This is a genomic window from Mesorhizobium sp. P2_E10 (genome assembly GCF_056404235.1).
Map to the genome: position 1 here is coordinate 78,311 of NZ_JBFUEK010000001.1, position 19,450 is coordinate 97,760.

The following is a 19,450-nucleotide window of genomic DNA, read 5'->3' on the forward strand; positions in this document are numbered from 1 at the left end:
CTAGCACATCGATCCACACAACGTTTCGATCCGGCTCGAACTGTCCGCGCAAGAAATATCCAACCGTCAAGGAGACAAAAATGGCCATCACCTGTTTCATCCGCTACGAGATCGACCCGTTCGGCAAGGCGGCGTTCGAGGAGTATGCCCGCAACTGGGGCCAGGCCATCCCGCGCTGCGGCGCCGATCTGATCGGCTACTACGCGCCGCATGAGGGTTCGGCCACCACCGCCTATGCGATGTACAACATCGACAGCCTTGCCGCCTACGAAGCCTACCGCGCCCGGCTCGCCGCCGATCCGGCCGGCAAGTCCAACTACGAGTTCGCCAGGCGGGAGAAATTCATTCTGAAGGAGGATCGCATCTTCCTGAAGCACGTGTCCGGGCCGCACGCGCCGCTGGTGAAGATATGATCGCGGTCATCTTCGAGGTCGAGCCGGCGGCAGGCAAGCGCGATGCCTATCTCGGCATCGCCGCGCAGCTGCGCCCGCTGCTCGACGGCATCGACGGCTTTGTCTCGATCGAACGCTTCCAGAGCCTGGCCGACCCGAACCGCGTCCTCTCGCTATCGTTCTGGCGCGACGAGGAAGCGGTAAAAGCCTGGCGCAACACCAAGGAGCACCGGCAGGCGCAGCAGGCCGGCCGCGGCGGCATCTTTGCCGGCTACCGACTGCGCATCGCGCATGTCGTGCGCGATTATGGGCTGACGGAAAGGGCCGAGGCGCCGGCGGATAGTCGGGCGGTGAATGGGTGAGGCTGACGATGTGCAGCGGTATTCATAACCGTCGACCATCGCGCCGCCCCTCATTGTCCTGCCGGACATTTCTCCCCGTATAGTGACGGGGAGAAAGACGCTGATGCCGTTGGTTTCGCTAACTACAGCGTTGCAGAAAGGGCGCCGGCATTGCGGCCAGCCCCCTTCTCCCCGTTTACGGGGAGAAGATGCCGGCAGGCGGATGAGGGGCGGCGCCGACTTTTGCGTTTACCTAAGCATTCCCGATCAGCACGCCGGCCGCAAACACCAGGGCGCCACCCAGCACCACCTGGAAGGCGGCGCGCAGGAACGGCGTCTGCATGTAGCGGTTCTGCACGAAGGCGATCGTCCACAGTTCGAAGAACACCACCACCGCTGCCACCGCCGTCGCTGTCCAGAATTGCGGGATGAGATAGGGCAGTGCGTGGCCTAGGCCGCCCAGCGTCGTCATGATGCCGACTGTCAGCCCGCGCTTCAGCGGCGAACCGCGGCCCGACAGTTTGCCGTCGTCGGACGCGACTTCGGTGAAGCCCATCGAGATGCCGGCGCCGATCGAGGCGGCGAGACCGACCAGAAGCGTCTGCCAGGTATCGTGCGTGGCGAAGGCGGCGGCGAAGATCGGCGCCAGCGTCGACACCGAGCCGTCCATCAGCCCGGCCAGCCCCGGCTGCACATAGGTCAGGATGAACTGGCGCTGCTCGGCCGCCGCCTCCTCATCCTTCACTGCGCCCGGCACATGCTGCTGTTCGAGCTGGTGTGCCGAGCTCTCATGGCCCTGTTCGGCCGCCGCCAGATCGCCGAGCAGCTTTCTGGTCGAGGCATCGGTGGTGCGCTTGGCCGCCTCGACGTAGAACAGATAGGCTTGCCGCTCCATCGCCTCGGCCTGCTGGCGCACATGCTCGATGCCGAGCGGGCGGACCAGCCAGTCCGCCTTGCGTTCGTAATAGCCCTTCACATGATCGCGGCGGATCAGCGGAATGCGCTCGCCGAAACGCTTGCGGAAAAGCTCGATCAGCGCGTCGCGATGGCCGTCCTCTTCCTCCGCCATCGCCTCGAACACTTTGGCCGATTGCGGAAAGTCTTCCGCCAGCCCGTCGGCATAGGCGCGATAGATGCGCCCGTCATCTTCCTCGGACGAGATGGCGAGCGCCAGGATCTCCTGTTCCGAGAGCGATTCGAAGGAACGGCGGCCAAAGCCGAAAACACGCGAAAGCATGACAAATTCACCCTAGTTTAGAATTATTCTAAACTAGGGTTTGGAGTACTCTGGGTCAACCGAGCGCGTCGCTCGGCGGTCAAAATTATTTGAACCGGAAATCCGGCGGGTGCCTCTTCGTTATCGGTGAATGTTCGCCTATATAACTGAACCTAAGCCAAGACAGAGGAATTCGCAGATGACGGCAAAACCGCACACCGATGCATTTGACCCGAAACCCGTTCTCGATCTCATCGCCAGCATCGAGGCCGATCTGCAGCGGCTGAAGGGCCTGGTCGAACAGCAGGTCGAAAAATTCGACCCCGCCAACCCGCACAACAAGGCGCCCGACGGCAAGCTGACCGAGGAGGGCGTCGAGTGCTGCTACCGCATGTTCGACGAGGGCAAGTCGCGCTATTCGGTGGCCCAGCAGATGAAGATCTCCTTCGCCGCCGCGACGCATCGGTTCAACACCTGGCGCAAGATGGGTGGGGCCAAAAGGCAGAGGGCGCTACTGGGCTAGGATTGAGCAGATAGGCCCGGCGGACGGCAACTGCCGATGTCGGCGCCGCCCCTCATTGCCCTGCCGGGCATTTCTCCCCGTAAACGGGGAGAAAGAAGCCGGCCGCAACGCCACCGCCCTTCTTGCAACGTTGCTGATTGGCGAAACCGCCGGCAATAGCGTCCTTCTCCCCGTTCACGGGGAGAAGATGGCGGCAGCCAGATGAGGGGCAGCGCTGCCTACGCATCATGACCTTCCAAACTTTGTATCGGTCACATTTTTTCGTTGGCATCGTGCAGCCCTTTACGTGCAGCATGGGCGATCTCATTTCCGCAGGACCTCGCCATGACCACCCCTCCCGGCATCGCCGACATCCGCAGCGCTGCGGCAAAACTCTCCGGCCTGATCGTCGAAACGCCGCTGATCGAATCGGCGGAGCTGAACAAGCGCTTCGGCGCCCGCATCCTGTTCAAGCCCGAGACTTTGCAGCGCACCGGGTCGTTCAAGTTCCGCGGCGCCTATAACAAATTGTCGTCGCTGAGCGAGGAAGAGCGCCGCCGCGGGGTCGTTGCATTCTCCTCGGGCAACCACGCGCAAGGCGTTGCCGCTTCCGCCGCCATGTTCGGCGTCAAGGCGGTCATCGCCATGCCGGCCGACGCGCCGGCAATGAAGATCGGCAATGTCCGCAAAATGGGCGCCGAGGTGGTGCCGTTCGACCGCTTTCGCGATGACCGCATGACCGTGGTTCGGCCTTACATGGACAAAGGCATGGTGCTGGTGCCGCCCTTCGACGATCCGGCCATCATCGCCGGCCAGGGCACGATCGGCCTTGAGCTGATGGCTCAAGCCAAAGCGCTCGGCGTCAGCCTCGACGCGGTTCTCATCCCGTGCGGTGGCGGTGGCCTGAGCAGCGGCATTTCCGTCGCGGTCAAGGATGCTTCGCCTGACACCGCCGTCTGGGCGGTGGAGCCCGAGCATTTCGACGACACCCGCCGCTCGCTCATCAAGGGCGAAAGGGTCTCGAACGAACCCGGCCACAGCTCGATCTGCGACGCGATCCTCACCGCCGAGCCCGGTGCCATCACCTTCGCGATCAACCGCAGGAATCTCGCCGGCGCCATTGCCGTCTCCGACAAGGCGACGGCACAGGCGATGCGCGATGCCATGGCGTATCTCAAGCTGGTGGTCGAGCCCGGCGGCTGCGTCGCGCTGGCAGCGCTGTCGTCAGGCGAGATCGATCTATCAGGCAAATGCGTCGCCGTGGTGCTGTCCGGCGGCAATGTCGATTTCGGCACCTATGCGGAGATCATGGCGGCGGCGTAGCGCTCAGTCGAGCGTCCGCCTGAACCGCACCAGCGCCACCCCGGCAAACAGCGCCACGAACACGACCAGCCAGCCGATCTCCGTCGCCACCGCCGGCAGTTCGGCGCCTTTCAGCATCACCGCGCGGATGATGCGCAAGAAATGCGTCAGCGGCAGGATCTCGCCGAACATCTGCGCCCAGCCGGGCATGCCGCGATAGGGGAACATGAAGCCTGACAGCATGATCGACGGGAGGAAGAAGAAGAAGGTCAGCTGCAGCGCCTGCATCTGCGTGCGGGCGATGGTCGAGATCGTGTAGCCGAGCAGCACCAGCGCCAGCACGAAGATCAGCACGGCGGTGAGCAGTAGCGACATCGACCCGGTGAAGGGAATGGCGAACAGAAGCTTCGCCGCCGCCAGCACCACCACCACCTGCACCGCGCCGACCGCCAGATAGGGCAGCACCTTGCCCATCATGATCTCCAGCGGGCTGGACGGCATTGCCAACAGGTTCTCCATCGTGCCGCGCTCGGTCTCGCGGGTCAGCGCGATCGAGGTCATCATCACCATCGTCATCTGCAGGATGACGCCGAGCAGACCGGGAACGATGTTGTATTGCGAGATGCCTTCCGGATTGTAGCGCCGGTGCACCACCACTTCGAGCTGGCCCCTGGCTGCCTCGGTCGCCGCCTCCTGCGTGCCGCGTGCCCTCAACAGCGCCTGGTTGGCGACGGTGCCGAGCGTCGAGATGGCGCCGCTGGCCACCGCCGGATCGGTGGCGTCGGCCTCGATCAGGATCTGCGGGCTGTCGCCGCGCTCGACCCGGCGGGCAAAGTCGGCGGGGATGGTGACGACGAAGGCGACATCGCCACGCGACATCAGGAACTCGGCTTGCGCGGCACTTTGCGCGACATAGTCGAAGCGGTAGTAGCCGGTAGTCTGCAGCGCCGACACCATGGCCCGGGTGTACGGGTCGCTGCTCGTCGCCACCAGTGCCGCCGGCAGGCTCTTCGGATCATTGTTGATGGCATAGCCGAACAGCACCAATTGCATCAGCGGCACGCCCAGCATCATGGCAAAGGTGATGCGGTCGCGCCGCATCTGGATGAACTCCTTGATCAGCAGCGCGCCGAGCCGGGCGAAGGAAAACACGCTGTTCATGCCATATTGTCCCTGGAGCCGGACATGAACTGGATGAACACGTCTTCCAGGCTGGTCTCGCCCGGCGTCACCGTCACCCCCTTGTGCTCCTTCTCGACATCGGCGAGCGCTGCTTGCAGCTTCTTCCTGTCGGAGCCGACGACATGCAGCGTCGCGCCGAACGGCGCCACCTGGTCGACGCCGGGCCGGCCACTGAGTGCTGCAGCAACCTGGTCGAGGCGCGGGCCTTGCACGACAAAGGTCGTCAGCCCGGCATTTTTCACCACCTCCTCGACCGTGCCGGTGGCCAGCATCTTGCCATAGGAGATGTAGCTGATGCGGTGGCAGCGCTCAGCCTCGTCCATGTAGTGGGTGGAGACCAGCACGGTCAGCCCGCCACTGGCGAGGCGATGGATCTCGTCCCAGAATTCGCGCCGCGCTTTAGGGTCGACGCCCGCCGTCGGCTCGTCGAGCAACAATAATTTCGGCTTGTGCATGATGCAGGCGGCCAGCGCCAGCCGCTGCTTCCAGCCGCCGGACAGCGTGCCGGCCAGCTGGTCTTTGCGCGAGGTGAGCCCGAGGTCCTCAAGCGTCTTCGCCACATGCTCGGCAACCGGCTTCAGCTGATAGAGCCGCGCCACGAATTCGAGGTTCTCGCCGATCGTCAGATCCTCGTAGAACGAGAATTTCTGCGTCATGTAGCCGACTTCGCGTTTGATCCGCAGGCTGTCGGTGCGGATGTTGAAACCCAACACCGTGCCTTCGCCCTCATCCGGCGTCAGCAGGCCGCACATGATGCGGATGGTCGTCGTCTTGCCCGAACCGTTCGGGCCGAGGAAGCCGACGATCTCGCCTTCGGCCACCGTCATCGTCACATGGTCGACGACGGTCTTGTCGCCAAAGCGCTTGACCAGGCCATGGACGTCGATGGCGTTCATTTTGCCTCGTCCACCAGATCGACGTCGACGATCTGGCCCGGCTGCAAGGCGCTGGCGTCACGCTCCGGCCGTGCCTCGACTAGGTAGACCAGCTTCTGCCGGTTCTCGAGCGAATAGATCACCGGTGGCGTGAACTCCGGGTCCGGCGACACATAGCTGACGCGTGCCTTCACCTCAGGGCCGCAGCCGTCGCAATGAACGCCGAGCAGCGTGCCGACCTTTACCGACGAAAACGCGCTTTCCGGTATGTAGACGCTGAGCTTCACCGCGCCGTCCGGCAGTATCGAAATGACCGGCGCTGTCGGCCCGGCGGTGTCGCCCGGATTGCGGATGACGTCGTTGACGCGGCCGGGCGAGGGCGCCGTCAGCACGCGCTTCGACAGTCGCCACTCAGCCTGCTCCAGCGTCGCCTGCGCCTGCTTGACCTGGTTGTCGGCAGCCTTGATCGTCTCCGGTCGTGCCGGCAGGCCGCCGACGGCGAGATTGGCCTCGGCCTGGCCGACCTGTGCATTGGCGGTCTCCAGCGTGGCGGTCGCCGTATCGAAATCGGCCTGCGTGCCGGTGCCGCGCTTGAACAGGTCGCTGGCGCGGTCGTATCTGCGCTTGGCGTCGGTGGCTTGGGCGCGGGCCATGTCGACTTCCGCCTTGAGCACCGCGATCTCTTCCGGCCGCTTGCCAACCTGCAAATCGGCGAGCTGCGCCTGCGCCTGGGCAAGGCCCGCCTCGGCCAGCGCAACGGCAATCTTCGCGTCGGCGCTTTCCAGCGTCACAACCGGCGTGCCTGATACGACGCGGTCGCCGCGCTTGACCGTGACGGTCTCGACCTGCGCCACCTCGATCGGCGCCAGCAGCACATAGTCGCCCTCGACATAGCCGACGGCCAGCGGCGCGGCCGGCGCGCAGGCGCCGAACAGCTGCGCGGCGAGCGGCAGCGAACACAGAAAGCTCATGGTCTTTGACCCTTCCTTGCAGCCAGTATCGCGCCGAGATTGCTCGACGTGGCCGCCACCACCTTGGCCGCCTCGGCGGCACCGATGTCGTGCCAGCCCATGCGCCGCATCACCGCCTCGCGGCCGATGCGGAAATAGATGACCTGGCCGATCAGCGTGAACACGGTGAGCCTTGTGGCCTCGCTTTCGGCCGCCTCGCCGGTCGCCTGCTCCCAAATCAGACAGAGCCGGCGATGCGTCGGCTCGAACACGCCGTCATAGATGCGATCGAGTGCCGCGGTCGGATGCGATAACTCACGAAGTACAAACTGTACGATCTCGCCAGCCTGCGGGCTCGCCACGATAAAGGTGACCATCCGCTCCAGGGCGGCGAAGAGTTGCGCCCGCGCCGCTTCCGGGTCGCCGGCGGTCGCTGCCTGCGGGCTGCCCATCGCCTGGCCGGCAATGGTCTGGATGGTGTCGACGATGTAGTCGGCCGCTGCTGCGCGAAGCCCTTCCTTGCCGCCGAAATGGTAGGCGATCGAGCCAATATTGGCTTTCGCCTCGGCCGCAATCTCGCGCGTCGAGGTGCCGTCAAAACCCTGCCGCCCGAACAATTTCAGCGCCGCCTGCACCAGCGCCGCGCGTGTCGTGTCCGCGGCTGATGGCGGCGCCTTGCGGCGTGGACTCCCGGCGTTCGGCGTCTTGCTCATGATCCGACTTTAATCAATCGATTGATTAAAGTCAATATCCCCACGACTCTGGCTTGCCATGTCCGGTCGCACACGCTTTAGTGCGCGGCCATGGGCAAGGAAGTCGAACGCAAATTCCTGGTCTCCAGTGCGGAATGGCTGGAACTGGCCGAGGCGGATATCCGCATTCGCCAGTTCTATCTTGCCGCAGCACCGGGCCGCACCGTGCGCGTGCGCATCAGCGATAGTGCTTCTGCGATGCTGACGCTCAAGTTCGGCAGCACGGCCCGCGAACGCGACGAATTCGAGTATCCAATCCCTCTGGCCGAGGCGCAGGAGATGCTGGCCTTCGCCATCGGGCGTGTCATCGAGAAGACACGTCACCATGTTAGGCACCGCGGCTATCTCTACGAAGTCGATGTTTTCGGCGGCATGCTGGCTGGGTTGGTGGTCGCCGAACTGGAGACGCCGGAGGACGTGCCGGACGAAATGCTGCCTGCCTGGCTCGGCCGCGAAGTCACCGGTGAGTCGAGATTTTACAACGCGTCGCTCGCCCTTGGGGGGATTCCGGAGATCGCCGCATGAGTTTTCGTATCGATCCACGCCTGCCGCTGACCGGCGAGGTCAGGCGCATCCTTGCCGAAGAGATCGGCAAGGCGCTCATTCATCTGGACGTCGCGCGCAGCCGGCCGGAACAGGCACTGCACAAATGCCGCAAGAGGCTGAAGAGCGCGCGCGCCTTGCTGCGCCTGGTCCGTTCCGGAGACGAAACGTTCTGCGATGCTGAAAATCATTGCTACCGCGAGGTGGCGACCTTGCTTGCCGGTCCGCGCGAGGCGACCGCGCTGGTCGAGACGATCGACCGGCTGGCAGCGAGCTTCCCCGAACACAGCACCGGTGGCGGCCTCGATGCCGTGCGCGACACCCTCGTCGCGCGCCAGAACGAGATGCATGGCGGCGCCGGTCTTGGCGCTGCGATAGGGGCAGCGATCGCCGCTTGCGAGGAGGGCCTCGCGCGGGTCGAAAAGCTTGCTTTGCCCGACCAGCCGGAACAGGCCGCCGACGTGCTTGCCGAAGGCGCCCGCATCGCCTTGCGCCGTGCCAGAAAGGCGCTGGACAAGGCCGGATCGCGCGGCGAAGCCGATGACTTCCACGATCTGCGCAAAGCCGCCAAGACCCACAGCATGCATCTGTCGCTGCTCGGCAGGCTATGGCCGACGCCGATCAAGACCCGGCGCAAGGCGGTCGACGAACTTGGCGAACGGCTGGGCGAACTGCACGATGTCTTTGTGATGCGCGCGCTGCTCGAAGCCGATGACCAGCCTCTCGGCGAGCCGCAGGACACCAAGCTTCTCGGCAAGCTGCTTAAGCGCTCGGAAAAAAGCCTGAAGAAGACCTGCCTCGCCGAAGCCGCCGAGCTGTTCGGCGACAGCCCCCGGCGCTCGACACGGAAGCTCGCCCGCAAGGTGCGCGACGATCTGGCCGGGGCGGCGGCTCAGGAAGAAGCTGGCCTGCCCATCGCCGGCTGATGATGGCCCAGACCGCCGGTCTGTGGTAATCGCCATCTACGATGACTGCGCCCGCCGAAACGCTTCTCGACCGCCTTGGCCGCTGGCTTGCCGGCCGGCTGCAGGATGAATCCTCCGGCTATGAGCCCTACACGCCGTCCGACGCCGAGACGTTGCGCCGAACCCTTGAGCCCGGCGACATCCTGCTCATCGAGGGCAACCAGAAGATCTCGGCGGCAATCAAATATTTGACGCAGTCGACATGGTCGCATGCGGCCTTCTATGTCGGCGACGCCCTGGCCGAACCCGAGGACGGATCGGAGCGGCGGCGCCTGATCGAGGTCACGCTCGGCGAAGGTTGCGTCGCCGTGCCACTGTCGCGCTACCGGACCTATAACACGCGCATCTGCCGGGCGAGCGGCCTGGCGCCGGAAGACCGCGACAAGGTGGTCGCCTTCATGATCGGCAAGCTCGGCCTGAAATATGATCTCAAGAACATCTTTGACATGTTGCGTTTTTTCCTGCCGACGCCGCCGGTCCCCGTGCGCTGGCGCCGCCGCATGCTGGCTTTTGGCTCCGGCGACCCGACGCGCGCCATCTGCTCAACGCTGATCGCCGAAGCCTATGGCCAGATCCGCTATCCGATCCTGCCCGAGATCACTCGCGCCCCCGGCCGCGCCTCGGCGCAGTCGACCTACATGCGCAAGGAAATCCTGCACATCCGCCACCACTCGCTCTACACGCCGCGCGACTTCGACCTCTCGCCCTTCTTCCGCATCGTCAAGCCGACGCTGGAATATGGCTTCGACTACCGGGCGGTGACATGGGACGACAAGGCAAGCTCAGACGCTGCAGCCGCAAAGGCTGGCGCAATCTCCTCAGACACGTGATGGCTTTTTCGGGCTGGGTCCGGACATGTCCCATCGGCCCGGCCTAGCGCTATCCGGCTGAGGTGCAGGCGTTTCACATCGCATACATCACGCCGAAACCGCAATAGCGCCCTGGTTTTCGGCTCTGTGTTCGACCCAGACATGGACCGGTTCGTCCCGGCCGCGGATGCTCACCGGTCCATGATCGCGCGCATTCAACTGTGTCGTAGGCGATTCCGTTTTCGCGGCCTCAATCAGTCGTGACCCAAAGCAAATATTCGCCTGAAGCTCACGGCAAAGCGACTGCAAACGGCTGGCGACGTTGACGGTGTCGCCCACCACCGCGAAAGACAGATTGCGCTCGCTGCCGACCGCGCCGACGACGACTGCGCCATATTGTGCACCGATCCGAACGTCGAGCGGCGGGTATCCCCTGGACACCCGCTGTACATTCCAGTCTTCGAGAGCGGCGACCATCGCTTCAGCGCACTGGATGGCCCGAGTCGCATCGTCATGGCTGGCTTGCGGAACCCCGAATGTCGCCATGATGCAATCGCCGATATAGTTATCGACGGTGCCATGGTGGTCGAAAACGACCTGCTCCATGCGACGGTGGAACTGACGCAGAAGTTCGAACACTGCTTCGGCCGGATGATCCTCGGAATAGTGTGTGAAGCCGACGATGTCGGCGAACAGCACCGCGATATCCTGCCGGCGTACCGGGCCGAAGGGCTCGTCATCCGAGGCGAGCTGGTCGACGACATTGGGCGAAAAGTGCCGGGCGAGATTGGCGCGGGCGCGCTCTGCCTTGACATAGTCTTCCGACAGATGTCGGGAACGAGAGACGACCAGCGCCATGATCGCGCCGATAATCAGCACGACCAACACGTTGGTCGCCTGCGCGAATGTATCGACGAAATTGGGGTTGAGATAGAGGTTCAGTCGCTCTGTCACCGGCAGCGAATAGAGGTTCGTCGCCGGAATGACGGTTCCCGCATGAAAAATCACCCATCCCACCCCGATCGACCACGTCAAGGCCGCGAGCGCGCCGAGATAGAGCGCCAATCGTGTCGAAAGGGTCAGCGCGCCAAGGCATACGAAAATCAGCAGGAATTTGAAGCTGCCCTCGCGCAGTTGCATCGCTGCCGGCGCGACCTCCAAGGAAAACGGGTTGGGCGTTACCAGCAGAACGGTCAACAGAATGATGTCCAGCGTACCGACGAGGTAACCGATCCACCATGGCGCCGCGCGTCGGCGCGCAAAGAGAAACTGGATCAGGCCGACGAGCTGGAACAGCACGAGGCCCGCCAGCACGTAGAGCAGCGAGGCATCCCACCGGCTGATCAATGAAAAGAAGCAGGAGATCACGGCAAGCGATGTCGTACGCGCCCAGAACTGCAATGCAGCACCCTGGCGTTCTGCGCGATCCCGCAAATTTTTCAGGCGCGAATAGCGGCGAAGTTCAAGTGTTGGCTCGGTCGGCATAGGATCACTTCGATTTCACGGGGACGTGTCACGTATTCGGCAAACCGCTCTCTACAGTCTGGCAAATCAGTGCGCGAACTCTATCATGAATGTGGCTTCATTTTTGAAGAGCGCTACGCGGTCGGCATCGCTGGCCGCATGGCTGGTCCGGGCGGCAAGCTGGCGGCGAAAATGGTGGCAGTCAGCGCCGCCGGAGTGGTGCGCGACAAGCTCAGCCGCCAGATGCAATCCTGCTCGGGATGATTGGCCGTGTCAGGCCGGCAGCGGCCGCCGTCCCTTTGCGGTCACAGCGGGCCGCGCGCCGGCATCCCTGGGGTGCGGCCCGATCGGCATGATCGCCTCAAACGGCGTCGCGCCGAACGCAAACGTCCATTTGTAGCCGGTGAGCCCGTCTTCGGGCGTCGTGTGCTGGTCGTGATGAGCAAGCAGCTTGGCGCGCTCCGCCAGCTCCTCCGCCTCGCGCCGCACCATCTCAGCCGTCTCCGGCCGCATCCGCCTGGAGAAGCTGACGAAGGTCGCTTCCTTCTCGATATGGGTGATGGCCCAGCCGATGAAGTTCTTGTTGGTCATCTCGAACAGTGGCCGCAGCGGCCCCTCGAAATTCCACTGGATCGGCGTTTCGACCAGCAGCCTTGCCGTGAGACCCCGGCTGAGCGCCACTAGGCCGAGTTCCTCGAGATCGCGCAGATAGAGGAACATCGAGGCTTCGCTCAGGCCGTGCGAGCGCATGATGCCTTCGGGCGTGAATTTTTCCGACAGCATGACGAAGACGAACAGCAGCGCCGACCGGCCAGCGAGCTTGAGCTCGATGTCCGGTGCCACGCGGTTGACCGGCCCTGGCCCCCGGCTCATCGAGCCGAGCACGTTTTCCAGGTCGACGCCGGCTGCCGAGCAGATCTCCATCAGCCGGTCGAGCTTGCAGTTGCGTTCGTGAAAAATGCGCTTCACCGTCGGCTCGGAAACGCCCATGCGCTCGGCCAGCACACGATAGGTGACACCCTTCGCCTTCAGCGTCCGCTTCAGCGCCTCGAAGATCAGGCCATTCATGAGATGCACCTCTTTTGTGCAATTTCGTATCGGTATTCGATGCTAGCGGCAATCGCCCTTCCGCAAAAGTATCGAAAGGCCTAGCTCTGCGCCTTCACCGAAGGAGACCCAGTCATGAAAACCCTCATCATTTCCACAGTCCTCGCCGTCGCCGCCATGGCGATCATGCCCGCCGCCCAGGCCGGCGAAATCTGGCGCGCGACAGGCTTCGAACAGCCGGAATCGGCACTGTTCGATGCCGCCAACAAGCGCATCATCGTCTCCAGCATCGTTGGCAATGCCGGCGAAGCCGACGGCAACGGCTATCTCTCGGTGTTGTCGCTGGACGGCAAGGTAACCACCCAGCACTGGACCGATGGCATGGACGCGCCCAAGGGCATGGCGATTTCGGGCGGAAAACTCTATGTCGCCGACATCACCAAGGTTCGCGTCGTCGATCTCGCCAGCGGCAAGCTGGTTTCGACCATCGATGTGCCGAATGCCGTCTTCCTCAACGACATGACAGCGGACGCTTCCGGCAAGGTCTATGTCACCGACATGCTGGCCGACGCGATCTACCGCATCGACGGCGACAGACCGGACCTGTTCGTCAAGGACGCGGCTCTTGCGTCGCCCAACGGCGTCTTCGCCGATGGCAACAGGTTGATCGTCGCCTCCTGGGGCAAGGGCATCAAGGCTGACTTCAGCACGGCCGAGCCGGGCGGCCTGCTGGCGGTCGACCTCGCCAGCAAGGCAATTTCGCCATTGCCCGGCGCGCAGAACTTCGCCGACCTCGATGGTGTCGTCGCTATTGGCGACACCATCTACGCCACCGCCTACATGACCGGCACGCTCTACCGCTACAAGCAAGGTGGCGCACCCGAGGCAGTCGCGACCTTCAAGCCGGGCAGCGCCGACATCGGCACCGACGGCAAGTCGATGATCTATGTGCCGCTGATGAATGAAGGCGAGGTTGCGGCGCTCACGCTCGAGTGAGCGCCAATGCCTCGATCAGCCGTGACGCGGCGCTAACCCCGCCGCGCCGCGTCGATCGCTGCGACGTCGATCTTTTTCATCTCCATCATCGCATCAAACGCGCGCTTGGCTTCGTCGCCGCCGGCCGCCATCGCCTCGGTGAGCGTGCGCGGCGTGATTTGCCAGGACACGCCCCATCTGTCCTTGCACCAGCCGCAGGCGCTCTCCTCGCCGCCATTGCCGACGATGGCATTCCAGTAGCGGTCGGTCTCCTCCTGGTCATCGGTGGCGATCTGGAACGAGATGCCTCGGTCTGCTTGAACACCGAACCGCCATTGAGGCCGATGCAGGGAATGCCGGCAACCGTGAATTCGACCGTCAACACGTCGCCCTTCTTGCCGGAGGGAAAGTCGCTCGGTGCACGGTGGACGGCGCCGACCGCGCTGTCGGGAAAGGTCTTGGCGTAGAAGCGGGCCGCAGCCTCCGCCTCTTTGTCGTACCAGACGCAAATCGTATTCTTCGGCATTGCGCGCTCCTCTCGCTTAGAGCCAAAATTGCATCCCCTTCCGCTCTTGCGAAGTAGGTCGCCGATCGCCTTTCTCAACCCGGGAGAAAAGGGCGATCTGCGAAAGGACTTTGCTGGCGCACCGGCGGTTCAGTCACTAGATGATACCGACTCCAACGCCAACGCGGTTCCCTCATGAAGAAAATCGGCTTTCTGTCATTCGGACATTGGACGCCTTCGTCCCAGTCGCAGACACGCTCTGCAGCCGATACGCTGCTGCAATCCATCGACCTCGCGGTCGCCGCCGAAGAACTTGGCGCCGACGGTGCCTATTTCCGCGTGCATCACTTCGCCCGCCAGCTCAGCTCGCCGTTTCCGCTGCTGGCCGCGATCGGCGCCAAGACCAGCCGCATCGAGATCGGCACCGCCGTGATCGATATGCGCTATGAGAACCCGCTCTACATGGCCGAGGACGCCGGTGCGGCCGATCTGATCGCCGGCGGGCGCCTCCAGCTCGGCATCAGCCGCGGATCGCCCGAACAGGTCATCGACGGCTGGCGCTACTTTGGCTTTGCGCCGGCGGAGGGCGAGAGCGACGCCGACATGGCCCGGCGTCATACAGACGTGTTCCTCGATATTCTCCAAGGCAAGGGCTTTGCCCAGCCCAACCCGCGTCCGATGTTTCCGAACCCGCCCGGGCTGCTGCGTCTCGAGCCGCATTCGGAAGGGCTGCGCGAGCGGATCTGGTGGGGTGCCGCCACCAACGCGACGGCGCAATGGGCGGCGAAGCGGGGGATGAACCTGCAGAGTTCGACCCTGAAGTTCGACGAAAGCGGAAAGCCGTTCCACATCCAGCAGGCAGAGCAGATCCGCCTGTATCGCGCCGCCTGGAAGGAGGCCGGACATGCACGCGAGCCGCGCGTTTCGGTCAGCCGCAGTATCTTTGCGCTGGTCGACGATCGCGACCGCGCCTATTTCGGCCGCAGCGACAGCCAGGATCATTTTGGTTACATCGAGCCCGAGAAACTCGCCGTCTTCGGACGCAGCTATGCCGCCGAGCCGGACGTGCTCATCGAGCAGCTGAAGGGCGACGAGGCGATCGCGGAAGCCGACACGCTGCTGCTCACCGTGCCGAACCAGCTCGGCGTCGACTACAACGCGCATGTCATCGAGGCGATCCTGACCCATGTCGCTCCGGCGTTGGGGTGGCGGTGAGCCTATCTCGTGAACGCCGGCCACACGGATCATCCGCCGCTTGCTCGCGCGGAGCTGCCGACTGACACGGCCGCTCTCGCCCGCCATCTCATCGGCAAGGTCGTGGTGCGGGCATTGCCCGAAGGGATCCTCAGTGGCCGCATTGTCGAGACCGAGGCCTATGTCGTCGGCGATGCCGCAGGGCATGGCTACCGGGGAATGACTGCGCGCAACCGTTCGCTGTTTCTCGAGCGCGGCCACGCCTATGTCTATCTCGCCTACGGCATCTCCTTCATGCTGAATGTTTCCAGCGAGATGCAAGGGATAGGAACCGGCGTGCTGGTCAGGGCACTTGAGCCGCTCGAAGGTATCGACATCATGCGGCGTAATCGCGGCGTCGAACGCCTGCGCGACCTCGCGCGCGGACCAGGACGGCTCGCCCAGGCGTTGCGGATCGATCGTTCGCTCGACGGGCTCGATCTGTGCCGGCAAGGCCCGCTATGGCTTGCAAGCGATGACCAACAACCCGGCGACATCGGGCAGGGCATCAGGATCGGCATTTCGAAAGATGCGGATCGCCCGCTGCGATTTTATCTCAGGGGCAGCCCCTTCGTTAGCGGTCCGAGATCGCTCAACAGATAAGGGCGCTATCGCCACTCGACATTGGCCCTCCACATCGCCGGGGCTGCCATCTGGTCCTGCTCTTTGCTCTGGGATACTCGGCAGCACATGAGTGCAGCCGTGAAGACATCCAGCCTGACCGGCGCCGTTTCCCCGATGATCCCGATGCTCGTCTGCGCGCTGGCAATCTGCCTGCTGTCCGGCATGGATGCGGCGATGAAGACGCTGGTTATTGCCGTCGGCGTCTACAACACGGTGCTGCGGCGCAGCCTGGTCGCAACCGTCGTCGCCGGCGCTGTCTGGTCGGCGGGGCCGCGCTCACGGCCAACCCTTGCGGTGCTGAGGCTGCATGCGCTGCGCGCCGCGATTGTCGGCATCGTTCTCCTTTGTTTCTTTTGGGGACTCGCCAGGCTGCCGCTGGCGGAGGCGATCGGGCTCAGCTTCGTCGCGCCCCTGTTCGCCCTCTTTCTCGCAGCACTTTTGCTGGGCGAACGAATCCGGCCGCAGGCGATCTGGGCATCGCTGGCCGGTATCGCCGGCGTCGCCATCATACTGGGCGGCCAGTTCGGCCGCGCCAGCTACTCGCAGGATGCCCTGCTCGGCACGGTGGCGGTGCTCGTCTCGACGGTGTTCTACGGCTACAATCTGATCCTCTCCCGGCAACAGGCGCTGCTGGCCAAGCCGATCGAGATCATGCTGTTCCAGAACCTTTGCGTTGCAATCTTCGTCGGCCTCGCAGCACCTTGGTTCGCCGTCGCTTTGCCGACCAATCTATGGCTTCCCCTGGCCGGGGTGACGGTGCTGTCGCTCAGCGGCCAATTCCTGATGAGCTGGTCCTACGCCCGCGCCGAAGCGCAATATCTGATCCCGACCGAATACTCGGCCTTCATCTGGGCGATCGCGCTTGGCTGGTTCTTCTTCGACGAGGCGCTGGCCTGGACGACGCTGGCCGGAGCCTGCCTGATCGTCGCCGGCTGCCTGATCGCCGCGCGCGCCAACCCGAAACTTGCCGAGCCGATCGAGGCGGCCGTTTGAGCGGGCATGTCTTCCCACCCGAAAGGCTCTACCGCACGCGATTGGGCAACGGGCTTTGAGCTGCTCAAGAGGATAGTCGTATCCCGAAGCACCCGAGCCACCGAGGTGTCGTCCGCGTCGGCGATCATATGGCATGGTGGTAGCATTGGCGTAGCGCTGCTCGATAGGGATGCAGCATTCTGCCCCGCGGGAGTCCATGCGGACTCAGTTCGGCGTGCCGCCCTTGAGGTAGTCGATCTCGGGCGTGGCGGTGTACAGTCGCCGCATGTTTCGGACCTTGTTCAGAGGCAATACCACAATGGCTTGCCCGTCGAAGATAATGGCGAATCCCGAGGTCATTCTCAGAATCCGCCCACTGATCACCCCCTTGTCAGTCTCGACCTCCGTTGTCGCAGCCGACATGTTGGAGATGGTACGAAGACTATCAGCGGCGCCGCAAGAAAAAGGGACGTAAATCAATGAGAAGGCGAGCCAAACCAGGCCTACGGTTCGCGTCCTGAATATCAGATTGGCAATGGCCGCAAGGCCGGCGAGCGGCAGATAGGCGAAGGCAAGATGCCCCCCGGTCGATTGGTGAGGTCCCTCATAGAAGTACCAGGACCCAGCGAGGCCGATCGCGATCAGCCCGATAGAGGTCACTATCGTGCGCATTTGGCGCTTTGGCGCATCGGCAATGAAGCGGGCAATGAGCAGCGCTAGCCACGCCGCGACCGACATCGGGAGCAGTGCGATCGATGCTCCGATCAAGAGGTCTTGCACGGTAAGCACGGAGATGAGGCTCCACTCAACCGGCGCAAAGAAACCGAGATTGTAGAGCGTCGCGCCGACCATCGCAGTGACCGACAGGCCGGTAGCGATCTCGGTCAGACTCCGCTGCTCGAGCGACAGATGCTGGCGAAGCGCCGCTATTTCAATCATCGCGCCTGCTCCACGCCGAATAGTCATTGGCGTTCAGCAGATGGCGTCGGGAGAGTTTGGCAAACATGGCGATGTTCCTCGAGTTGCGATTGCACGAACTCGATAGACCTGTCGCCTGAACTAGACTTGAATGAAGGGGCTAAGCCGTCATCGGACGGGATGCCGGAGGAAGTTGCTGGCGCAACGAACTTGGAGCGAGCCCATACATCCTAAGGGTCGTTCGGCTCAGATGGGCAGAATCCGCGAAGTTCGTCGCATGAGCCGCATCGGTCCAGGATGTTCCCCCGAAGCCGAGTTCGAGCGCACAATTGAGCCTTGTCCAAAGAAGATAGGCTCGAAACGAGATGCCTGTTTGCTCGACGAAAAGGTGTCTGAAGCGCCCTGCGGAGAGCCCAACATGATGGGCCACCGCTTCGAGGGTGAGCTGCTCTCCCAATTTTGCGGCAATAAAGGCGGTGGCACGAATAATCCGCTGATCGACCAGGCTTGCTGGAACACCTCCGCAAAGAGCGTAAAGCGTCTCCAGCGCGATATCCTCGAGCTCTTCGTCGAGGTTACCATTGTCGAACGCAGAACGAAGAGCCTTGGCGTGTGGCGCTATGTCGGCTGGGGGGAGGCCCAAGATATGGTCGCCTCCAAAGCGGGCCAAAAGGGCACGGCCCAGCGCAGACTCGGGCTCGCAGAAGAGGTTGGCAGCCATCTTGCCGGGTGCCTGGAACGAGTGCGCAAGGTCGGGCGGAATGAAAGCCGCGCCGTACGATACCCAGGCTGCCGTGTCACCCGTTCGGAACTGCACGCGATCGGACAGACCCACGCTGACCTGAATGGCATGGTGGGAGTGAAGCTCAATCGGGCCAACTGCCTGCCCAATCCAAAGGCTTCCGCCAGACCAGAAAATGATCCTGCCAATGCCTGAAATCTGCATGCGGCTTTTATGCCATAGATCTCGCAAAGATTGGAGACGGTTGACGTTCGGGCCCTTGTCGTCATGGCGTCAGTGACATTCAGCTAGTCGGCAATGGCTGGCCCGTGTCACCAACTAGAGGTCATAGATGTGAGTTCGCCCAGGTCAGGCGAACGGAAGGTTCGGACCGCGAAATCCCACGGCGAAGAAAACAAGGTAGGGTGTCGGGAGCGAAGCCGGTCGTTCGTCCTTTGGATGCCCATCAACACAACTGGACACCTGACCAAACCCCGGAGTTCCAATGACCCCAACCATCACAGCTTTTGAGCGCTCACCCGACCGCGGCAGGGGGCTGTCACGTGACATGCGTGTTCGCTGGGCGCTCGAAGAAGTGGGCCAACCCTACGACGTCCGGCTTGTTTCGTTCAGCGAGATGAAGGAGCCGGCGCATCGCGCACTGCATCCTTTCGGGCAGATACCGACCTATGAAGAAGGCGATCTGGCTTTGTTTGAGTCCGGCGCCATCGTGTTCCATATCGCGCAGCGCCATGCGGGCCTGCTGCCGGACGATCCGAATGCCCGGGCGCGCGCGATCACCTGGATGTTTGCCGCGCTCAGTACGATCGAGCCGCCGATCCTGGAACGGACGATGCCCATGATCGTGGAGCGCGACAAGCCCTGGTACGCCGAGCGCATGCCTATGCTCGACGGACGCGTCCGTCAGCGGCTGGACGACCTTTCCACCCGGCTTGGCAATGCCGACTGGCTCGAGGGAGCGTTCAGCGCCGGCGACCTGCTGATGGTGACGGTGCTACTTAGATTGCGCACATCAGGCATATTGGAGGACTATCCGACCCTCTCCGCCTATATCGCCCGCGGCGAAGCGCGGCCGGCCTACAAGCGTGCCTTCGAGGCTCAACTGGCGGTATTCACCGCCGCCTCGACCGGCTGAGGTGGC

General features: G+C 63.4%; 23 protein-coding genes and 1 pseudogene. 14 read left to right on the plus strand and 10 right to left on the minus strand.

What is annotated here, in order from left to right:
• The first annotated feature begins 80 nt into the window (after positions 1-80).
• Positions 81-413, plus strand: coding sequence for an NIPSNAP family protein (locus tag AC1D0N_RS00415; RefSeq protein WP_477240285.1), 333 nt, complete (start codon positions 81-83; stop codon positions 411-413).
• A complete protein-coding gene (locus AC1D0N_RS00420) occupies positions 410-754 on the plus strand; it encodes an antibiotic biosynthesis monooxygenase family protein (RefSeq protein ID WP_477240286.1) in 345 nt (114 codons plus the stop codon). Before AC1D0N_RS00415 ends, AC1D0N_RS00420 begins: the two co-directional genes overlap by 4 nt.
• A 232-nt stretch (positions 755-986) precedes the next feature.
• Here the strand turns inward: AC1D0N_RS00420 and mbfA are convergent, their stop codons facing one another.
• Entirely contained in the window at positions 987-1,970 is a 984-nt protein-coding gene (gene mbfA / locus AC1D0N_RS00425; RefSeq protein WP_477240288.1) for an iron exporter MbfA, read from the minus strand.
• Positions 1,971-2,148: 178 nt separating this feature from the next.
• On the opposite strand from mbfA, the gene AC1D0N_RS00430 reads away from it, so the two are divergent.
• Both AC1D0N_RS00430 and AC1D0N_RS00435 read left to right on the plus strand, forming a co-directional pair.
• Complete coding sequence (locus AC1D0N_RS00430; RefSeq protein ID WP_477240290.1) at positions 2,149-2,472, plus strand: hypothetical protein; 324 nt, start codon at positions 2,149-2,151, stop codon at positions 2,470-2,472.
• Positions 2,473-2,796: 324 nt separating this feature from the next.
• Complete coding sequence (locus tag AC1D0N_RS00435) at positions 2,797-3,774, plus strand: threonine/serine dehydratase (RefSeq protein WP_477240292.1); 978 nt, start codon at positions 2,797-2,799, stop codon at positions 3,772-3,774.
• Between the two features lie 3 nt (positions 3,775-3,777).
• On the opposite strand, the gene AC1D0N_RS00440 is transcribed toward AC1D0N_RS00435, so the two are convergent.
• The 4 genes from AC1D0N_RS00440 to AC1D0N_RS00455 are packed head-to-tail and all read right to left on the minus strand — an operon-like array spanning position 3,778 to position 7,473.
• Positions 3,778-4,914 (minus strand): ABC transporter permease, encoded by a 1,137-nt coding sequence (locus tag AC1D0N_RS00440; RefSeq protein ID WP_477240294.1) that lies wholly within the window; start codon positions 4,912-4,914, stop codon positions 3,778-3,780.
• Positions 4,911-5,831, minus strand: coding sequence for an ABC transporter ATP-binding protein (locus tag AC1D0N_RS00445; RefSeq protein WP_477240296.1), 921 nt, complete (start codon positions 5,829-5,831; stop codon positions 4,911-4,913). The genes AC1D0N_RS00440 and AC1D0N_RS00445 overlap by 4 nt, the downstream gene beginning before the upstream one ends.
• Positions 5,828-6,781 carry an HlyD family secretion protein gene (locus AC1D0N_RS00450; RefSeq protein WP_477240298.1) on the minus strand — a complete coding sequence of 318 codons (954 nt, stop codon included), beginning with the start codon at positions 6,779-6,781 and terminating at the stop codon, positions 5,828-5,830. Before AC1D0N_RS00450 ends, AC1D0N_RS00445 begins: the two co-directional genes overlap by 4 nt.
• Positions 6,778-7,473, minus strand: coding sequence for a CerR family C-terminal domain-containing protein (locus tag AC1D0N_RS00455; protein ID WP_477240300.1), 696 nt, complete (start codon positions 7,471-7,473; stop codon positions 6,778-6,780). Before AC1D0N_RS00455 ends, AC1D0N_RS00450 begins: the two co-directional genes overlap by 4 nt.
• A 90-nt stretch (positions 7,474-7,563) precedes the next feature.
• Between AC1D0N_RS00455 and AC1D0N_RS00460 the strand changes: the two genes are divergently transcribed.
• From AC1D0N_RS00460 to AC1D0N_RS00470, 3 genes are read left to right on the plus strand one after another with little or no spacing between them, the layout of a single operon-like run.
• Positions 7,564-8,037, plus strand: coding sequence for a CYTH domain-containing protein (locus tag AC1D0N_RS00460; protein WP_477240302.1), 474 nt, complete (start codon positions 7,564-7,566; stop codon positions 8,035-8,037).
• On the plus strand, positions 8,034-8,981 hold the full coding sequence (locus tag AC1D0N_RS00465; RefSeq protein ID WP_477240304.1) for a CHAD domain-containing protein: 948 nt from the start codon (positions 8,034-8,036) through the stop codon (positions 8,979-8,981). Before AC1D0N_RS00460 ends, AC1D0N_RS00465 begins: the two co-directional genes overlap by 4 nt.
• A 41-nt stretch (positions 8,982-9,022) precedes the next feature.
• Positions 9,023-9,850, plus strand: a complete 828-nt coding sequence (locus AC1D0N_RS00470) for a C40 family peptidase (RefSeq protein WP_477240307.1) — start codon at positions 9,023-9,025, stop codon at positions 9,848-9,850.
• Positions 9,851-9,937: 87 nt separating this feature from the next.
• Here the strand turns inward: AC1D0N_RS00470 and AC1D0N_RS00475 are convergent, their stop codons facing one another.
• Positions 9,938-11,314, minus strand: coding sequence for an adenylate/guanylate cyclase domain-containing protein (locus tag AC1D0N_RS00475; protein WP_477240309.1), 1,377 nt, complete (start codon positions 11,312-11,314; stop codon positions 9,938-9,940).
• Between the two features lie 69 nt (positions 11,315-11,383).
• Here AC1D0N_RS00475 and AC1D0N_RS00480 point away from each other — a divergent pair, with 69 nt between their 5' ends.
• The gene (locus AC1D0N_RS00480) at positions 11,384-11,557 is read left to right on the plus strand and encodes a hypothetical protein (protein ID WP_477240311.1); all 174 of its coding nucleotides are present in this window, start codon (positions 11,384-11,386) and stop codon (positions 11,555-11,557) included.
• 9 nt (positions 11,558-11,566) lie between these two features.
• Here the strand turns inward: AC1D0N_RS00480 and AC1D0N_RS00485 are convergent, their stop codons facing one another.
• Positions 11,567-12,361 carry a helix-turn-helix domain-containing protein gene (locus tag AC1D0N_RS00485; protein WP_477240313.1) on the minus strand — a complete coding sequence of 265 codons (795 nt, stop codon included), beginning with the start codon at positions 12,359-12,361 and terminating at the stop codon, positions 11,567-11,569.
• Positions 12,362-12,475: 114 nt separating this feature from the next.
• On the opposite strand from AC1D0N_RS00485, the gene AC1D0N_RS00490 reads away from it, so the two are divergent.
• The gene (locus tag AC1D0N_RS00490) at positions 12,476-13,336 is read left to right on the plus strand and encodes an SMP-30/gluconolactonase/LRE family protein (RefSeq protein WP_477240315.1); all 861 of its coding nucleotides are present in this window, start codon (positions 12,476-12,478) and stop codon (positions 13,334-13,336) included.
• 32 nt (positions 13,337-13,368) lie between these two features.
• Here AC1D0N_RS00490 and AC1D0N_RS00495 read toward each other — a convergent pair.
• Positions 13,369-13,841, minus strand: a pseudogene (locus AC1D0N_RS00495) (VOC family protein).
• Between the two features lie 174 nt (positions 13,842-14,015).
• Here AC1D0N_RS00495 and AC1D0N_RS00500 point away from each other — a divergent pair.
• The 3 genes from AC1D0N_RS00500 (at position 14,016) to AC1D0N_RS00510 (ending at position 16,670) form a co-directional block, all read left to right on the plus strand.
• A complete protein-coding gene (locus AC1D0N_RS00500; protein WP_477240317.1) occupies positions 14,016-15,035 on the plus strand; it encodes an LLM class flavin-dependent oxidoreductase in 1,020 nt (339 codons plus the stop codon).
• A gap of 9 nt (positions 15,036-15,044) precedes the next feature.
• Positions 15,045-15,656, plus strand: coding sequence for a DNA-3-methyladenine glycosylase (locus tag AC1D0N_RS00505; RefSeq protein ID WP_477240319.1), 612 nt, complete (start codon positions 15,045-15,047; stop codon positions 15,654-15,656).
• An 87-nt stretch (positions 15,657-15,743) separates the two neighbouring features.
• On the plus strand, positions 15,744-16,670 hold the full coding sequence (locus AC1D0N_RS00510) for a DMT family transporter (RefSeq protein ID WP_477240321.1): 927 nt from the start codon (positions 15,744-15,746) through the stop codon (positions 16,668-16,670).
• A gap of 204 nt (positions 16,671-16,874) precedes the next feature.
• Here the strand turns inward: AC1D0N_RS00510 and AC1D0N_RS00515 are convergent, their stop codons facing one another.
• Together AC1D0N_RS00515 and AC1D0N_RS00520 are read right to left on the minus strand one after the other, a co-directional pair.
• Complete coding sequence (locus AC1D0N_RS00515; RefSeq protein ID WP_477240323.1) at positions 16,875-17,588, minus strand: hypothetical protein; 714 nt, start codon at positions 17,586-17,588, stop codon at positions 16,875-16,877.
• Between the two features lie 139 nt (positions 17,589-17,727).
• Complete coding sequence (locus AC1D0N_RS00520; protein ID WP_477241826.1) at positions 17,728-17,934, minus strand: helix-turn-helix domain-containing protein; 207 nt, start codon at positions 17,932-17,934, stop codon at positions 17,728-17,730.
• On the opposite strand from AC1D0N_RS00520, the gene AC1D0N_RS00525 reads away from it, so the two are divergent.
• The gene (locus AC1D0N_RS00525; protein WP_477241898.1) at positions 17,845-18,504 is read left to right on the plus strand and encodes a hypothetical protein; all 660 of its coding nucleotides are present in this window, start codon (positions 17,845-17,847) and stop codon (positions 18,502-18,504) included. The genes AC1D0N_RS00520 and AC1D0N_RS00525 overlap by 90 nt on opposite strands.
• A gap of 289 nt (positions 18,505-18,793) precedes the next feature.
• Positions 18,794-19,444, plus strand: a complete 651-nt coding sequence (locus AC1D0N_RS00530; RefSeq protein ID WP_477240325.1) for a glutathione S-transferase family protein — start codon at positions 18,794-18,796, stop codon at positions 19,442-19,444.
• The last annotated feature ends 6 nt before the right edge of the window (positions 19,445-19,450 follow it).

Excerpts from the sequence above, each read along its gene's own strand:
- AC1D0N_RS00415 (WP_477240285.1), top strand. The coding sequence starts at position 81 with ATGGCCATCACCTGTTTCATCCGCTACGAGATCGACCCGTTCGGCAAG.
- AC1D0N_RS00420 (WP_477240286.1), top strand. The coding sequence starts at position 410 with ATGATCGCGGTCATCTTCGAGGTCGAGCCGGCGGCAGGCAAGCGCGAT.
- mbfA (WP_477240288.1), bottom strand. The coding sequence starts at position 1,970 with ATGCTTTCGCGTGTTTTCGGCTTTGGCCGCCGTTCCTTCGAATCGCTC.
- AC1D0N_RS00430 (WP_477240290.1), top strand. The coding sequence starts at position 2,149 with ATGACGGCAAAACCGCACACCGATGCATTTGACCCGAAACCCGTTCTC.
- AC1D0N_RS00435 (WP_477240292.1), top strand. The coding sequence starts at position 2,797 with ATGACCACCCCTCCCGGCATCGCCGACATCCGCAGCGCTGCGGCAAAA.
- AC1D0N_RS00440 (WP_477240294.1), bottom strand. The coding sequence starts at position 4,914 with ATGAACAGCGTGTTTTCCTTCGCCCGGCTCGGCGCGCTGCTGATCAAG.
- AC1D0N_RS00445 (WP_477240296.1), bottom strand. The coding sequence starts at position 5,831 with ATGAACGCCATCGACGTCCATGGCCTGGTCAAGCGCTTTGGCGACAAG.
- AC1D0N_RS00450 (WP_477240298.1), bottom strand. The coding sequence starts at position 6,781 with ATGAGCTTTCTGTGTTCGCTGCCGCTCGCCGCGCAGCTGTTCGGCGCC.
- AC1D0N_RS00455 (WP_477240300.1), bottom strand. The coding sequence starts at position 7,473 with ATGAGCAAGACGCCGAACGCCGGGAGTCCACGCCGCAAGGCGCCGCCA.
- AC1D0N_RS00460 (WP_477240302.1), top strand. The coding sequence starts at position 7,564 with ATGGGCAAGGAAGTCGAACGCAAATTCCTGGTCTCCAGTGCGGAATGG.
- AC1D0N_RS00465 (WP_477240304.1), top strand. The coding sequence starts at position 8,034 with ATGAGTTTTCGTATCGATCCACGCCTGCCGCTGACCGGCGAGGTCAGG.
- AC1D0N_RS00470 (WP_477240307.1), top strand. The coding sequence starts at position 9,023 with ATGACTGCGCCCGCCGAAACGCTTCTCGACCGCCTTGGCCGCTGGCTT.
- AC1D0N_RS00475 (WP_477240309.1), bottom strand. The coding sequence starts at position 11,314 with ATGCCGACCGAGCCAACACTTGAACTTCGCCGCTATTCGCGCCTGAAA.
- AC1D0N_RS00485 (WP_477240313.1), bottom strand. The coding sequence starts at position 12,361 with ATGAATGGCCTGATCTTCGAGGCGCTGAAGCGGACGCTGAAGGCGAAG.
- AC1D0N_RS00490 (WP_477240315.1), top strand. The coding sequence starts at position 12,476 with ATGAAAACCCTCATCATTTCCACAGTCCTCGCCGTCGCCGCCATGGCG.
- AC1D0N_RS00500 (WP_477240317.1), top strand. The coding sequence starts at position 14,016 with ATGAAGAAAATCGGCTTTCTGTCATTCGGACATTGGACGCCTTCGTCC.
- AC1D0N_RS00510 (WP_477240321.1), top strand. The coding sequence starts at position 15,744 with ATGAGTGCAGCCGTGAAGACATCCAGCCTGACCGGCGCCGTTTCCCCG.
- AC1D0N_RS00515 (WP_477240323.1), bottom strand. The coding sequence starts at position 17,588 with ATGATTGAAATAGCGGCGCTTCGCCAGCATCTGTCGCTCGAGCAGCGG.
- AC1D0N_RS00525 (WP_477241898.1), top strand. The coding sequence starts at position 17,845 with ATGAGCCGCATCGGTCCAGGATGTTCCCCCGAAGCCGAGTTCGAGCGC.
- AC1D0N_RS00530 (WP_477240325.1), top strand. The coding sequence starts at position 18,794 with ATGACCCCAACCATCACAGCTTTTGAGCGCTCACCCGACCGCGGCAGG.